General features: G+C 67.7%; 11 protein-coding genes and 1 riboswitch. Of the genes, 5 read left to right on the top strand and 6 right to left on the bottom strand.

Annotation, left to right across the window (positions count from 1 at the left end; genetic code table 11):
- The first annotated feature begins 5 nt into the window (after positions 1 to 5).
- Complete coding sequence (locus ACREPD_RS05110; RefSeq protein WP_431598310.1) at positions 6 to 563, top strand: DUF3228 family protein; 558 nt, start codon at positions 6 to 8, stop codon at positions 561 to 563.
- A 27-nt stretch (positions 564 to 590) separates the two neighbouring features.
- Here ACREPD_RS05110 and ACREPD_RS05105 read toward each other — a convergent pair whose 3' ends face one another.
- From ACREPD_RS05105 to ahcY, 3 genes are all read right to left on the bottom strand, one after another.
- Positions 591 to 1,100: a hypothetical protein gene (locus ACREPD_RS05105; RefSeq protein ID WP_431598309.1), complete on the bottom strand. Its 510-nt coding sequence runs from the start codon at positions 1,098 to 1,100 to the stop codon at positions 591 to 593.
- The gene (gene ybaK / locus ACREPD_RS05100) at positions 1,097 to 1,570 is read right to left on the bottom strand and encodes a Cys-tRNA(Pro) deacylase (RefSeq protein ID WP_431598308.1); all 474 of its coding nucleotides are present in this window, start codon (positions 1,568 to 1,570) and stop codon (positions 1,097 to 1,099) included. Before ybaK ends, ACREPD_RS05105 begins: the two co-directional genes overlap by 4 nt.
- 133 nt (positions 1,571 to 1,703) lie before the next feature.
- A complete protein-coding gene (ahcY, locus tag ACREPD_RS05095) occupies positions 1,704 to 3,149 on the bottom strand; it encodes an adenosylhomocysteinase (protein WP_421570410.1) in 1,446 nt (481 codons plus the stop codon).
- Positions 3,150 to 3,181: 32 nt separating this feature from the next.
- A riboswitch (S-adenosyl-L-homocysteine riboswitch) is annotated at positions 3,182 to 3,269 on the bottom strand.
- A gap of 126 nt (positions 3,270 to 3,395) precedes the next feature.
- Between ahcY and ACREPD_RS05090 the strand changes: the two genes are divergently transcribed.
- Together ACREPD_RS05090 and ppc are read left to right on the top strand one after the other, a co-directional pair.
- Positions 3,396 to 5,918, top strand: coding sequence for a S9 family peptidase (locus ACREPD_RS05090; RefSeq protein ID WP_431598307.1), 2,523 nt, complete (start codon positions 3,396 to 3,398; stop codon positions 5,916 to 5,918).
- Between the two features lie 175 nt (positions 5,919 to 6,093).
- Positions 6,094 to 8,805 (top strand): phosphoenolpyruvate carboxylase, encoded by a 2,712-nt coding sequence (gene ppc, locus ACREPD_RS05085; protein WP_431598306.1) that lies wholly within the window; start codon positions 6,094 to 6,096, stop codon positions 8,803 to 8,805.
- Between the two features lie 114 nt (positions 8,806 to 8,919).
- On the opposite strand, the gene ACREPD_RS05080 is transcribed toward ppc, so the two are convergent.
- From ACREPD_RS05080 to metK, 3 genes are all read right to left on the bottom strand, one after another.
- Complete coding sequence (locus ACREPD_RS05080) at positions 8,920 to 9,423, bottom strand: acyl-CoA thioesterase (protein ID WP_431598305.1); 504 nt, start codon at positions 9,421 to 9,423, stop codon at positions 8,920 to 8,922.
- A gap of 16 nt (positions 9,424 to 9,439) precedes the next feature.
- On the bottom strand, positions 9,440 to 10,654 hold the full coding sequence (locus ACREPD_RS05075) for a hypothetical protein (protein WP_431598304.1): 1,215 nt from the start codon (positions 10,652 to 10,654) through the stop codon (positions 9,440 to 9,442).
- A gap of 134 nt (positions 10,655 to 10,788) precedes the next feature.
- Complete coding sequence (metK, locus tag ACREPD_RS05070; protein WP_421570415.1) at positions 10,789 to 12,000, bottom strand: methionine adenosyltransferase; 1,212 nt, start codon at positions 11,998 to 12,000, stop codon at positions 10,789 to 10,791.
- A 306-nt stretch (positions 12,001 to 12,306) separates the two neighbouring features.
- Here metK and ACREPD_RS05065 point away from each other — a divergent pair, with 306 nt between their 5' ends.
- Both ACREPD_RS05065 and ACREPD_RS05060 read left to right on the top strand, forming a co-directional pair.
- Positions 12,307 to 13,215 (top strand): UDP-2,3-diacylglucosamine diphosphatase, encoded by a 909-nt coding sequence (locus ACREPD_RS05065; RefSeq protein WP_431598303.1) that lies wholly within the window; start codon positions 12,307 to 12,309, stop codon positions 13,213 to 13,215.
- 194 nt (positions 13,216 to 13,409) lie between these two features.
- Positions 13,410 to 14,444 (top strand): metal-dependent hydrolase, encoded by a 1,035-nt coding sequence (locus tag ACREPD_RS05060; RefSeq protein ID WP_431598302.1) that lies wholly within the window; start codon positions 13,410 to 13,412, stop codon positions 14,442 to 14,444.
- Positions 14,445 to 14,467: the final 23 nt, after the last annotated feature.

Below are 14,467 nucleotides of genomic sequence, written 5' to 3'. Positions count from 1 at the left end.
TAGCCATGTCCATCGTTCTGACTGAATTCGCCCGTCCCCGCCTGTTTCCCCGCGTGCCGCGCGGCAATACCATCCAGGACTGCACGGCGGCGCAGTTCGAGGCGCACCTCAACACGCATGCGCCGTTCAAGGTGCTCGACGGCTACGCGCCGTTCTGCAAGCTGTTCGTCTACGAGAACTGGACCAGCACGCGGTGCCTGACCGTGCCGATCACCGATGCCAACCGCCACCAGCTGCACAGCGGTTACGAAGCGCGCAACCGCGCGGAGCTGCCGGTGCTGGTGCGCTGGTTCGAAGGCGTGGAATCGCCGAGGGCGAACTATCTGGTGGTGATTCTGTACAGCGCGGAGCAGCTTGCACTGGAAGGCTCGCCGATCGAGGCGGAGTGGGGCATCGTCGGCTGCATCTATACCGCGGAACCGGAAGAGGTGCCGATGGCCCCGATCACCATGATGCGCAACGCGCTGGGGGTGGAAGAGGGCGGCTCCGGCGTGCCGCTGGACCGCGAGGCGTACGCGCGCGCCGTGGCGTTCTGGGAGGCCAACGCCAACTGGCGGCCGTGACACCGGCCTGACCATGCCGGGCCATGCTCAGGCCGGTGGCAAGGCCTGCCACTCCCACCACGGCGCGTGGTACTCACGGTCGGTGCAGCGCCACCCGCGCCCACACACGGTGCAGGTGGCGTCCTGGGTATCGCCCCAGCCTCCTTCGGCGACACCGGTGGCGATGGGCAGCACGTGGCCGCTGGCGATCTCGCGGCCGGGCTGGTAGTGCATCCAGTGCGGATACAGCTGGCACAGGCAGCCACTGTGGTCACGCCAGTGGCGCAGCTTGCGCAGCACGAAATCCAGTTCGTAGTGTTCGCGGACCCACGCCGGGTCCGCGGTGTAGCGTGCCCGGGCGATCGCCACGTAGTGCAGCTGCGCAACAAGGTCGTCCAGCACCACCGCATCGCGGGTGAGGGCAATGGTGGCGACCGCCGTGCGCAGCCGGCCGTAATCGCCACTGCCCAGCGCCTGCAGCAGGGCAGTGCCCGGGCGACCTTCCTGCAGCGGCGGCAGGGGCGTACCCATCAGGCGCTCGAACAGGCGGCCGATCACGCCGATCTGCCGATCGGTGCGTAGGCGCCGCTGGTGAGCTGCAGCAGGTCGGCGGGGGCCAGCGCCACTTCCAGTCCACGGCGGCCAGCGCTGACGTGCAGGATGGGCAGCGTCTGCGCACTGGCGTCGACGAAGGTGCGGTGCTGCTTCTTCTGCCCCAGCGGGCTAATGCCGCCGACCAGATAACCGGTCGCGCGCTGCGCCGCGTCGATATCGGCCATCTCGCACTTCCGGCAGCCGGCCGCCTCGGCCAGCGCCTTCAGATCCAGCATGCCGCTGACCGGCACGATCGCCACCAGCAGTTCGTGTTTCTCGGTACTGGCGAGCAGGGTCTTGAACACCTGTGCAGGGTCGAGGCCGAGCTTGTGCGCCGCCTCGTCGCCATACGAATCGGCCCCCTTGTCGTGTGCATAGCTGTGCACGGTGTGGGCGATGGCCAGGCGCTTGAGCAGGTTGATGGCAGGGGTCATGGCCGCATCCTAGCGCAGCCTCGGCGGTGTGGATTGACCCAGACTGCTGCCGCGCGGCCAAGGCACGACACCAAAAAAAACGGGCGCCTTTCGGCGCCCGTCGGTGTTCAACGCAACTGGACCGGCATGCCGATCAGTAGCGGTAATGCTCCGGCTTGAACGGACCTTCGACCGGCACGCCGATGTAATCGGCCTGGTCCTGGGTCAGGGTGGTCAGCTTCACGCCGATCTTCTCCAGGTGCAGGCGCGCCACTTCCTCGTCCAGCTTCTTCGGCAGCAGGTACACCTTCTTCTCGTAGCTGTCCTTGTTCGCCCACAGGTCGATCTGCGCGAGCGTCTGGTTGGCAAACGAGTTGGACATCACGAAGCTCGGGTGGCCGGTGGCGCAGCCGAGGTTGACCAGGCGGCCTTCGGCCAGCAGGAAGATCGCGTTGCCGTTCGGGAACACGTACTTGTCCACCTGCGGCTTGATGTTGACGTGCTGCACGCCCGGGAAGCCGACCAGCGCATCGACCTGGATCTCGTTGTCGAAGTGGCCGATGTTGCAGACGATGGCCTGGTCCTTCATCGCGCTCAGGTGCTCGATGCGGATGATGTCCTTGTTGCCGGTGGTGGTGACGTACAGGTCGGCACGGCCCAGGGTGGATTCGATGGTGTTGACCTCGAAGCCTTCCATCGCGGCCTGCAGGGCGCAGATCGGGTCGATCTCGGTGACCACCACGCGCGCGCCGTAGGCACGCAGCGAGGCGGCGCAGCCCTTGCCCACGTCGCCGTAGCCGCAGACCACGGCGACCTTGCCGGCCAGCATCACGTCCATGGCGCGCTTGAGGCCGTCGGCCAGCGATTCACGGCAGCCGTACAGGTTGTCGAACTTGGACTTGGTGACCGAGTCGTTGACGTTGATCGCCGGGATCAGCAGGGTTCCGGCCTGGGCCAGCTGGTACAGGCGGTGCACGCCGGTGGTGGTCTCTTCGGAGACGCCCTTCCAGTCCTTGACCACGCGTGCCCAGTAACCCGGACGCTCCTTGGCCACGCGCTTGAGCAGGTCCTTGATGACCTGTTCTTCGTGCGAGGCAGCCTTTTCGTTGACCCAGTTGCTGCCATTTTCGAGCTCGTAGCCCTTGTGGATCAGCAGGGTGACGTCACCGCCGTCATCGACCACCAGCTCCGGACCGGTCAGGGTGCCGTCGGCCAGGGTGAAGGTCAGCGCGTCCAGGGTGCAGTCCCAGTACTCTTCCAGCGACTCGCCCTTCCAGGCGAACACCGGGGTGCCGGAAGCGGCGATGGCCGCAGCGGCGTGGTCCTGGGTGGAGAAGATGTTGCACGAGGCCCAGCGCACGTCGGCGCCGATGTCCTTCAGCGTTTCGATCAGCACGGCGGTCTGGATGGTCATGTGCAGCGAGCCGGTCACGCGCACGCCCTTCAGCGGCAGGGTGGCGGCGTGCTTGCGGCGGATCGACATCAGGCCCGGCATTTCATGCTCGGCGATATCCAGTTCCTTGCGGCCCCAGTCGGCCAGCGAGATATCGGCAATCTTGTAATCGCCTTCGGTGGAGAAGGTCTTGGCAACAGCGTTCATGCAAAAGCTCCGGTAATGGACGAATGGCTCGTCTTCGCCGGGCGCCGTTGGAACCAGCCCTGCCACCGAGCCTGGCCGCCCGGATCAGGTCCGGGGTCGGTCGCAGCGCCCCTCGGTGGAGGGGATGCCCATTATATCCCGGCGCACCGCCTGGGCATGAATCGGTGCGCGCCCCCAACCATCGGCAGGGGGGCAAACCGCGCCCCGCTGTTAAGGTCCAAGGTTTGCACAGGATGGGGATCGAAGATGACAGGCAATGATCGTCGGCGCCGTGCGCGCTGGGGCGGCACGCTGATCGTGGGCATGGCCCTGCTGGCGGTGGCACCGCTGGGACTGGCCGCGACCGCAGCCGGCAAGGCCCCGGCCACGCCGGTGGCGGCCGCGAAGGACGTGCAGGGCTACCAGCTGCCGTCGGTGGCGTTGCAGGCGGTGGTCGATGCGCCGCGCGCGCCGGCCCTGAACCTGTCACCGCGCCGGGACATCGCCGTGCTGCTGCAGACCCCGCCGCTGCCCTCCATTGCCGAGGTGGCCCAGCCCGAGCTGAAGCTGGCCGGCCTGCGCATCAACCCGGCCACCCACGCGTCCAGCCGTTTCAGCTTCGGCAACAAGCTGTGGCTGATGAACATCGCCGACGGCAAGGAACGCCAGATCACGGGCCTGCCGCAGCCGTTGTCGGTTGCCTCGCTGGCCTGGTCGCCGGACCAGCAGTACCTGGCGTTCAACCAGGTGCATGCCGCCAGTGGTGCCAATGAACTGTGGATCATCGACGTGGCCAGCGGTTCGGCACGGCGGCTGCTCGCCGATCTCAACACGGTGACCGGCGAAGGCTACACCTGGCTGCCCGACAGCCGCGGCCTGCTGGTGACTCAGCAGCTCAAGGGGCAGGGGTCCGCGCCGGCCGCCGGCGGCATCCCCACCGGCCCGGCGATCCAGCAGACCCAGGCCGATGCCGGGGTCCGCGCGATCCGCACCTATCAGGACCTGCTCAGCAATGAAGCCGATGCGCGCCTGTTCGATTACTACGCCACTGCGCAGCCAGCCCGGGTCGCGCTCAATGGCGTCGTCGCCCCGCTGTCCACTGCCGGCGTGTACCTCGATCTGAGCGTGTCACCGGACGGGCGCCATGTGCTCGCCCAGCGTGTGCAGCGCCCGTATTCCTACCTGGTGCCGGCCGACGACTTCCCGCGCCGCATCGAAGTGCTCTCCGCCGCCGATGGCCGGCTGGAACACACCGTGGCCACGCTGCCGCTGGTGGAAGGCCTGCCGACCGGCAACGACGCGGTGCCCACCGGGGTGCGCGACGTGAGCTGGCGCGCCGATGCCCCGGCCACGCTGGTCTGGGCCGAGGCGCAGGACGGGGGCGACCCGGGCCGCGACGCCAAGGTGCGCGACGCGGTGCTGATGCAGGCCGCGCCGTTCGAGACCCCGCCGGTGACGCTGGCCCAGCTGGGCAGCCGCTACGCGGGTATCCAATGGGGCCGTGGCGACCTGGCGCTGCTCAATGAGTCGTGGTGGAAGAGCCGCGTGGTCAAACAGTGGCGGATTGCCCCGGACCAGCTCGACCAGGCGCCGCAGCTGCTGTCCGAGCGCTCGTCGCAGGACCGCTACAACGATCCCGGCCGCCCGGCGCTGGTGCGCGACGTCAACGGTCGCGGGCGGCTGCAGACGACGGCCGATGGGCGCAGCATCTTCCTGCTCGGCCAGGGCGCCTCGGCGGAGGGCGACCGCCCGTTCGTGGACCGCTTCGACCTGGAAAGCCGGCAGACCACGCGCCTGTTCCATTCGCAGGCCCCGGACTATGCGCTGCCGCAGGCACTGCTGGACCAGGAAGGCACCTCGCTGCTGCTGACCCGCGAAGCACCCGACACGCCGCCCAACTACTACGTGCAGGCACTGGGCGATGCCGCCGCTCCCCCGCGCGCGCTGACCCGTTTCGAGCACCCGTTGCCGCAGCTGCGCGGGGTGAGCAAGGAGCAGATCCGTTACAAGCGGAATGACGGTGTGGATCTCACCGCTACGTTGATGCTGCCGCCGGGCTACAACCCGAAGAAGGACGGCCCGCTGCCGATGCTGATGTGGGCCTACCCGGGCGAGTTCAAGACGGCCGCGGCCGCCAGCCAGGTCACCGATTCGCCGTACCGCTTCAACGCGATCAGCTACTGGGGTCCGCAGGCCTTCCTGGCCAAGGGCTATGCGGTGCTGGTGAGTCCGTCGATGCCGATCATCGGCGAAGGCGACAAGGAACCGAACGACACCTACCTGCCGCAGCTGATCGCCAACGCCGAAGCGGCGGTGGACGAAGTGGTGCGGCGTGGGGTGACCGACCGCGACCACATCGCCATCGGCGGACACTCCTACGGTGCGTTCATGACCGCCAACCTGCTGGCGCATACGCGGCTGTTCAAGGCGGGTATCGCACGCAGCGGTGCCTACAACCGCACGCTCACCCCGTTCGGGTTCCAGGCCGAGGAACGCAACTTCTGGCAGGCGCAGGATGTGTACCTGAAGATGTCGCCGTTCAATTTCGCCGACAAGATCAAGGACCCGATCCTGTTCATCCACGGCGTGGACGACAACAACTCCGGCACCTTCCCGATCCAGAGCGAGCGCATGTTCGCGGCGGTCAAGGGTCTGGGCGGTACCGCACGGCTGGTGATGCTGCCCAACGAGTCGCACGCCTACCGCGCGCGCGAATCGATCATGACGATGCTGGCCGAGAGCGAGCGTTGGTTGGAGCAGACGATCGGGCCGGGTAAGAAAACAAAGTGACGTGGCGCCGGGCTCTGCCCGGCTGCTCTTGCAACGCTCTGCCCGGCTGCCGTTGCAACGGTCTGCCGGTTTGCCGATGCAACACATGCAGATGAAACCAATTGTGCGGCGCAATGCGCCGCACAATCTGGGTTAGGCTTGATGCGATTCCGTTCCCGAGGCCAGTGCGTCGCAGATGAACGAGTACCGCAGCAGCATCGTCTTTGCCACCCCCGATATTCCCCTGCGTGACGACGTGCGCCGACTGGGCGCGCTGGTCGGCGACCTGCTTGCCGAGCAGGTGTCCACGCAGTTCTTCGATGACGTGGAACAGGTGCGCACGCGCGCCATTGCACGCCGTGAGAGCGACGCGCCGCTGTCCGACCTCAACGATGCGCTGACCGGGCTGCCGCCCGAACGCGCCGAGGCGATGGTGCGTGCGTTCAGCACCTACTTCCAGGTGGTGAACATCGCCGAGCGCGTGCACCGCATCCGCCGCCGTCGCGACTACCAGCGCGCCGGTACAGCCACGGCGCAGCCCGATGGCCTGCAGGACGCCCTGCAGAAGCTCAAGGCACAGGGCGTCACTCTGGCCGAGCTGGGCGAGTGGTTGCCGCGCATCGACATCGAACCGGTGTTCACCGCACACCCCACCGAAGCGGTACGCCGCGCGCTGCTGGAAAAAGAGCAGCTGATGGTGGCCAGCCTGGTCGACAACCTGGATGGCCAGCGCACTCCGGGCGAGGCCGCGTCGGACGCGGCACGCTTCCGCATGGCGCTCACCGCATCCTGGCAGACCACCGATTCCTCACCCGTACGGCCCACCGTGGACGACGAGCGCGAGCACGTCGGCTTCTATCTGGTGCAGGTGCTGTACCGCGTAATCCCGGTGCTGTACGAATCGCTGCAGCAGGCGCTGCTGGACACCTATGGCGAAAGCCTGCCGCTGCCGCGATTGCTGCGCTTCGGCACGTGGGTGGGCGGTGACATGGACGGCAATCCCAATGTGGATGCCGGCACCATCCGCAACACCCTCGATGCACAGCGCCAGGCGGTACTGGGGCGCTACCAGAAGGATCTGCTGCAGCTGGCCAGCCTGCTCAGTCAGTCCACCGAGCGGGTGGCGGTCAGCGAGGCGCTGCAGGCGCGCGTGCTGCACTACCAGCAGCTGCTGCCACAGGTGACCTCGCGTCCGCGTCATGCCGATATGCCGTATCGCCTGCTCAACGACCGCATGCGTGCGCGCGTGCAGGCCACGCTGGACGATGCCGAAGGCGGCTATGCATCGCCGCAGGAACTGGAGGACGACATCACGCTGATCCTCGACAGCCTGCACGCCAACAAGGGCGACCACGCCGGCGGCTTCGCGGTGCGCCGCCTGCTGTGGCGGGTGCGCACCTTCGGTTTCCATCTGGCGCGGCTGGACGTGCGCCAGGAATCGAGCGTGCACGGGCGCGCGCTGGCCAGCGTGCTGGATGGCCAGGACGCCTGGGATGCAGCCGACGCGCTGGCCCGTGCGAGCCGGTTGGCGCCCTTCGCCAGCGGCGAGCAGGCACTGCCGGAAAGCACTGAGGAGGGCGGGCAACGCCTCGATGCGGTGTTCGCCGCGCTGGCCGATGCCCGCCGCCGCCACGGCGCCGATGCGTTGGGCAGCTACATCATTTCGATGGCGCATGACCGCAGTGACGTACTGGCGGTACTGGCGCTGGCGCGGCGTGGCGGGCTGGTGGACGACGACGGTGCGGTGCCGCTGGATATCGCGCCGCTGTTCGAGACCGTGGACGACCTGCAACGCGGCACCGACACGCTGCGCGACCTGCTGGCCGATCCGGTCTACCGCGCGCACCTGGTCGCACGCGACGACGTTCAGATGGTGATGCTGGGCTACTCCGACAGCGGCAAGGACGGCGGCATCGCCGCGTCGCGCTGGGGGTTGCAGCGGGCGCAGGTGGAGCTGCTGGAGGTGGCGGCCGAGAGCGGTATCCGGCTCACGTTCTTCCATGGCCGCGGCGGCTCGATCAGCCGCGGTGGCGGCAAGACCACCGACGCGGTGGATGCCTCGCCACGCGGCAGCATCGATGGCCGCCTGCGCGTCACCGAGCAGGGTGAAGTGATCCACCGCAAATACGGCATCCGTGCGTTGGCGCTGCGTTCGCTGGAGCAGTCCACCGGCGCGGTGCTGCGCTCCAGCCTGCGCCCGCGTGCGCCGGAGCCGCGCGAGGCGCAGTGGCGGCCGGTGATGGACCTGGTGGCGGAGAAGAGCGCCGAGGCCTACCGCGCGTTCGTGGGCCAGCCCGATTTCATGCAGTACTTCCGCCAGGCCACGCCGATCGATGTGATCGAGCGGATGACGCTGGGCTCGCGGCCCTCGCGCCGGCTGGGGCAGGACGCGGCGCTGACCAATCTACGGGCGATTCCGTGGGTGTTCGCCTGGAGCCAGGCGCGTGCGGTGATCCCGGGCTGGTACGGCGTGGGCAGCGGATTGCAGGCCGCCATCGACGCCGGGCATGGCGCGACGTTGCAGGAGATGGCGCGCGACTGGCCGTTCTTCAGCACGTTCCTGGACGACATCGCGATGGTGCTGTCCAAGGGTGACATCACCATCGCCGAGCAGTTCTCGCGGTTGTCGGGCGCGCTGCATGAGCGGTTCTTCCCACAGATCCAGCGCGAGTTGGCGCTTACCGGCAAGCTGATCCTGGACATCACCGGGCAGGACGAACTGCTGCAGCATGACCAGCGCTTGGCGCTGTCGATCCGCCTGCGCAATCCCTACATCGATCCGATCAGCGTGCTGCAGGTGGACCTGCTGCGTCGCTGGCGCGACAGCGGCGGTGAGGATGACGATGTATTGCGCGCCCTCGTGGCGTGCGTGAATGGCGTCTCGCAGGGCGTGCAGAACACAGGGTGAGGCACGTATCGACCAACGGTCGATACCTACCCCGTGTCATGAGCACCCGACCCGGTAGGTCACGACCGTTGGTCGTGACCGAACCACGGGCGGGCATACCGTTGGTCGTGACGGTTATTCCGGCGACGGCGGATTGGACGCCAGCAAGGCGCGGTGCCGCTGTTCCATCTCCGCCCGCAGCTGACGGCGCAGCAGTGCGGCGGCATGGCGGCGGCGCTGGTTGCTGGAGTCCAGCTGCAACGGCGGCACCGGCGTGGGCTTGCCGTCGTCATCGACGGCGACCATGGTGAAGAAGCAGCTGTTGGCATGCCGCACGCTGCGCTTGAGGATGTCCTCGGCGACCACCTTCACCCCGATCTCCATTGAGGACGTGCCGGTGTAGTTGACCGAGGCCAGGAAGGTCACCAGCTCGCCCACGGCGATCGGTTCGCGGAAGGTCACCTGGTCCACCGAGAGCGTCACCACGTAACGGCCGGCGTAACGGCTGGCACAGGCGTAGGCGACCTGGTCGAGCAGGCGCAGCACCGCGCCGCCGTGCACCTTGCCGGAGAAATTGGCCATCTCCGGCGACATCAGCACGGTCATGGTCAGCTGGTGGGATTGAATGTCGATCGTCATTGCCCGAGTGTACCGCTCAGCGTCCCTCCAACTGTGCCAGCTGTTCCGCGGTGGGGAAACCACGGGTCAGGTAGCGCGGCGGGTACAGATGGCGGGGATCGGCTTCCAGCAGGTGACCCACGATCGGCATCGCCGTGTTCCAGGGCGCGCGGACCACGCGGGAGTCGTTGTCGTCAGGAACCACGAAGGCCAGGTAGTCGGTGTGGGGCAGGGATGCCTCCACGCCCTGGGCCCAGCTGGCGATCGAGAAGGTGTCGGTGTCGTTGCGGTACACCATGAACGTGGCTACGAACACATCGACGCCGTGGGTCTCGTGCACGCGCTGCAGCAGCGCCTTCTGCTCCTGGTAGGCGTCCTGGCGGAGCGACAGGCGCAGCTGGTGCTGCTTCTGGCGCAGTTCGGCCGTCGCGGGCTCACGGACCGTGATCCGTCCGCCGTCGTCATGGCAGAACAGGTCCGATGAGATCGCCCGTCCTGCCTTGATCTCCTCCAGCGCGATGTCGAACATCTGGCGTTGTGCCGCCTCGTCGTTCTCCCCGGCCACCATCATCAGGTCGCGGGTGGCAAGCAGGAACACGGGGCGCCCGGTCACCGGTACCCGGTTCACCAGCTCGGGCAGCAGGGCGCGGCTGCTGTCGTAGCAGTCTGCCCACGCGGCGCGGAACAGGCCGGGCGCGATGGGTTCGAAGTCGACCGGCGCGATGTCACGCAGGTTGCTGCGCGCGATGCTGAGTGCCTCGTGCAGCGAAACACCCCATTCCGGCGCCGGTCCCTGCTGCCGGGTGACCGTGTGTTCGGCATGATCGATGGCGATCAGTTCCACGCAGTCCTCGCTGAGCTGGCGGTACTGCAGGGTGTTGGGGGTGTCCCACCCCTTGTCTGCAATGCCCTGCAGCCGGACATGCTCCAGCTGACCGAGGTTGCGGATGACCGGGCGCAGCAGCGGGCGCAGTTCCTCCCATCCGGGCTCGCGGTCATCGCTGGCGCGCAGGGTGCGCACGAACTGGTCCAGCGCCTGCTGCTGCTTGCCACGCGGCGCGCCGACGTAGGCCTGGTGGGCGTTGTGCAGGTTGAAGTAGCTGCTCTCACCCACCTGCACGCGGAACAGCGCGGCGTCGTAGGTCATCGGCTTGGTGACGCCGCTGCGGCGTGCGGTGGCGATGAAACGTTCGGCGAATGCGTCGTTGCCGGGGGTGTCCTTGAACCACTTGTCCAACAGGGTGGAGAGCATATGCGAGCGTCCTTGGTCGATGGCGACATGCTCGCTTGAGTTGGCGGTTGTTTGCAACGGGCAAAAAGAAGGGCCGCTTGCGCGGCCCTTCCTGTATCGACCATCGCCGGGCAGAGCCCGGCGCTACGCCGCTTTTACTTCAATTTCGCATCCGCGCGCAGGGCGGCGGCGCGGTCGGTCTTCTCCCAGGAGAAGGCCGTGGCGTTGACCGTCTCGCCAGCGGCGTTGAGGTAGCTGAAATCCTTCGGCTTGCGGCCGAAGTGACCGTAGGCAGCGGTCTGCTGGTACATCGGGTGGATCAGGTCCAGCATCTTGATGATGCCGTACGGACGCAGGTCGAAATGCTTGCGGATCAGCTTCTCGATCTTGTCATCGCTGATCTTGCCGGTGCCGAAGGTGGTGACCGAAATCGAGGTCGGCTCGGCCACGCCGATGGCGTAGGAGACCTGCACTTCGCAACGGTCGGCCAGGCCGGCAGCCACGACGTTCTTGGCGACATAGCGGGCGGCATAGGCAGCCGAACGGTCGACCTTGGACGGATCCTTGCCCGAGAACGCGCCGCCACCGTGACGGGCCCAGCCGCCGTAGGTGTCGACGATGATCTTGCGGCCGGTCAGGCCGCAGTCGCCCACCGGGCCACCGATCTCGAACTTGCCGGTCGGGTTGATGTGGAACTTGGTGCCCTTGTGCAGCCACTTCGCCGGCAGCACCGGCTTGATGATCTCTTCGCGGACGGCCTCGATGAGGTCCTTCTGCTTGATGCCCGGGGCATGCTGGGTCGACAGCACGACGGCGTCGATGGCCGACACGGCGCCGTTTTCATAGCGCAGGGTGACCTGGCTCTTGGCGTCCGGACGCAGCCACGACAGCGGCGAGTTCTTCTTCTTGCGGATCTTGGCCTGCTGCTCGACCAGGCGGTGCGACAGGTGGATCGCGGCCGGCATGTAGCTGTCGGTCTCGTTGGTGGCGTAGCCGAACATCAGGCCCTGGTCGCCAGCGCCCATTTCTTCGGGCTTCTTGCGGTCAACGCCCTGGGCGATGTGCGGGGACTGCTTGCCGATCAGGTTCAGCACGCCGCAGGTGGCGCCGTCGAAGCCGACGTCGGAGCTGTCGTAGCCGATATCCAGGATCACCTTGCGGGTCACCGCTTCCAGGTCGATCCAGGCGCTGGTGGTGATTTCACCGGCCACGATCGCCACGCCGGTCTTGACCATGGTCTCGCAGGCCACGCGGGCGCGCTGATCCTGGGCAAGGATCGCGTCCAGCACCGCATCGGAGATCTGGTCGGCAATCTTGTCCGGATGGCCTTCGGAGACCGATTCGGAGGTGAACAGGTAGCTGGACATCAGGCGTAATATCCTTTTATTCGGATGGAAAGATGGGCGCGAATGATACACGGCAAGTCGCGCCATTGCATTGTGGCCCAGCGGGGGTTGCCCGTGGTTAAGCCTGTGTGCCCACCGCCAGAGGGCGCCGCAGCGTGATTGGCCCCCAGCGTCGGCGCCCAGTGTTCCACCAGCGTGACAATTGGCCGGTCCGGTGCGGCCCCTTCACCGGCGCCCGTCATGGGGCTGTCGCCGGCCGGTCATGCGCCTGCCGCGTGACGGGCGCAGGCTCCCGGCCAATTCAGCCGCCAGGCAGGAGCACGCGCCATGCACGCCATCGAGCAGCGTCTGCAGTATCGCGAAGTGGGTCGGGCCGAGGTCGGCCGGTCGCCGGCACTGGATCTCCCGGCCGACGCGCAGCCCCCGGCACGCCCGGCGCCGTCCCCGCCGGGTCCTGCGCCCTGGCGGCGCGCGGTGTTCCTCTCCGATGTCCACCTGGGCTCGCGGCATTGCCACGCGGCCGAACTGGCGCATTTCCTGTCCACGCTGCGCTGCCAGCGGCTGTACCTGGTGGGCGACATCATCGACCTGTGGTGGCTGGCGCACCGGCGTGCCAGCTGGCGGCCGGCGCACAGCGAGGTGATCGAGGCCCTGCATGCGCTGCGCCGGGCCGGCACGGAGATCGTCTACATCCCCGGTAACCACGATGCCTCGCTGCGCCAGCTGTGCGGGCTGATGCTGCCGGCAATGCGGGTGCGCCGCCGCGCCATCCACACCACCGCCGACGGCCGCCGGCTGCTGGTGGTGCATGGCGACGACTACGACGGCGCGACGCATTTCGGTGGCCTGCAGGAGCGCTTCGGCGACTGGCTGTACTACCGCATCCTCACCGGCAACCATTTGCTCAACGCCGCGCGTCGCCGCCTGGGCATGCGCTACTGGTCGCTGTCGGAGTTCCTGAAGAAGCGCAGCCGTGCGGCCGAGCGCTACATCGAACGATACGTGCAGGCCGGCCTGGCCGACGTCCGCCGACGCGGCCTGGACGGCATCATCTGCGGCCACATCCACCGCGCCGCGCTGGTCGAGCGCGACGGCCTGGTCTACGCCAACGACGGCGACTGGGTGGAAAGCCTGACCGCCCTGGCCGAAGACCCCGACGGCAGCCTGCGCCTGCTCGACCACCACGGCCACACGCTGGTGCAACTGGTCGCGCCGCGGCGGGCCGCGGCCGCCTGACACCCGGACACGCATGGCGTGTCCCTACGCGACGCGTGCAGCCCACCATCACCGTTCGACCCCAAACCCGAGCGACCAAGGGTCGTAGTGACACGCCATGCGTGTCAAAGCCATGACCCTGTGCACGTACACAAGCCATGCGTGTCAAAGCCATGACCCTGCGCACGTACACAAGCCTCACGTACCATCTGCCAATGGATTCTTTAAGCCAGATCGTCTTGGGCGGCGCCATCGCCGCCGCCATCGCCCCTGCCGGCCACCGCCGCGCCGCCCTGCTTGCCGGCGCCGCGCTTGGCACGCTGCCGGACCTGGATGCATTGCTGCTCGCCTTCACCGCCGCCGACCCGGTGGCGCTGATGACCGAACACCGCAGCTACAGTCATTCGCTGCTGGTGCTGCCGTGGGTGGCGCTGCTGATCTGGTGGGGCTTCAAACGCTTCGGCCACGGCCGGGTGGCGCAATCACCGGGCCGGTGGTTCTGGGCGATCCTGCTGTCATTGATCACCCACCCCCTGCTGGACGCGTTCACCGTCTATGGCACCCAGCTGTGGTGGCCGTTTACCCCGTCGCCGACGATGTGGTCCAGTGTGTTCATCATCGACCCGCTGTACACGGTGTGGCTGCTGCTGGGCTGCGTGGTGGCGTGGTTTGCACGCGGCCGCCCGCTGGCGCAGAAGGCGCTGGTGGCCGGGCTGGTGCTGAGCACCGGCTACCTGGGCTGGTCGCTGCTGGCCAAGCACCAGGTCGAGCGCGAGGCCGACCGTGCGCTGGCGGCGATGGGGCTGGGCGATGCGCCGCGGTTCTCGGTGGCCACGCCGTTCAACACGCTGCTGTGGCAGGTAGTGGCGATGACGCCCAGCGGCTACGTGATTGGTGAGCGCTCGCTGGTGGCCGACACGGGACCGATGACGTTCCGTGGCTATCCCTCGAACGTGCAGGCGCTGCGCCAGGCCGCGCACATCCCGGCGGTGGCGCGGCTGAACTGGTTCAACCGGGGCTTCATGCGCGCGCAGGTGGTGGATGGCCGCCTGCAGCTGAGCGACCTGCGCATGGGGTTGGAGCCGGATTACACGTTCACCTTCGCGGTGGCGCGTGCGGAGGGCGAGCGCTGGGTGGCGATTCCGCCGGAGCAGCTGCGCCCCGTCTACGAGGGCCAGCAGGGCCGCGCGCTGGTCAAGCGCCGCTTCGCGGTGATGTGGACGCGGATATGGAACGCGCCGGCAGGATAGAACCGACGGGGTAGAGCCGACTG

Source organism: Stenotrophomonas sp., assembly GCF_050737075.1.
GTDB lineage: Bacteria > Pseudomonadota > Gammaproteobacteria > Xanthomonadales > Xanthomonadaceae > Stenotrophomonas.
The sequence above is the reverse complement of the archived record's forward strand: the minus strand, read 5'-3'. Positions and strand labels throughout refer to the sequence as shown.

Coding starts and splice junctions, on each gene's coding strand:
- ACREPD_RS05110 (WP_431598310.1), top strand. CDS start 6: ATGTCCATCGTTCTGACTGAATTCGCCCGTCCCCGCCTGTTTCCCCGC.
- ybaK (WP_431598308.1), bottom strand. CDS start 1,570: ATGACCCCTGCCATCAACCTGCTCAAGCGCCTGGCCATCGCCCACACC.
- ahcY (WP_421570410.1), bottom strand. CDS start 3,149: ATGAACGCTGTTGCCAAGACCTTCTCCACCGAAGGCGATTACAAGATT.
- ACREPD_RS05090 (WP_431598307.1), top strand. CDS start 3,396: ATGACAGGCAATGATCGTCGGCGCCGTGCGCGCTGGGGCGGCACGCTG.
- ppc (WP_431598306.1), top strand. CDS start 6,094: ATGAACGAGTACCGCAGCAGCATCGTCTTTGCCACCCCCGATATTCCC.
- ACREPD_RS05080 (WP_431598305.1), bottom strand. CDS start 9,423: ATGACGATCGACATTCAATCCCACCAGCTGACCATGACCGTGCTGATG.
- ACREPD_RS05075 (WP_431598304.1), bottom strand. CDS start 10,654: ATGCTCTCCACCCTGTTGGACAAGTGGTTCAAGGACACCCCCGGCAAC.
- metK (WP_421570415.1), bottom strand. CDS start 12,000: ATGTCCAGCTACCTGTTCACCTCCGAATCGGTCTCCGAAGGCCATCCG.
- ACREPD_RS05065 (WP_431598303.1), top strand. CDS start 12,307: ATGCACGCCATCGAGCAGCGTCTGCAGTATCGCGAAGTGGGTCGGGCC.
- ACREPD_RS05060 (WP_431598302.1), top strand. CDS start 13,410: ATGGATTCTTTAAGCCAGATCGTCTTGGGCGGCGCCATCGCCGCCGCC.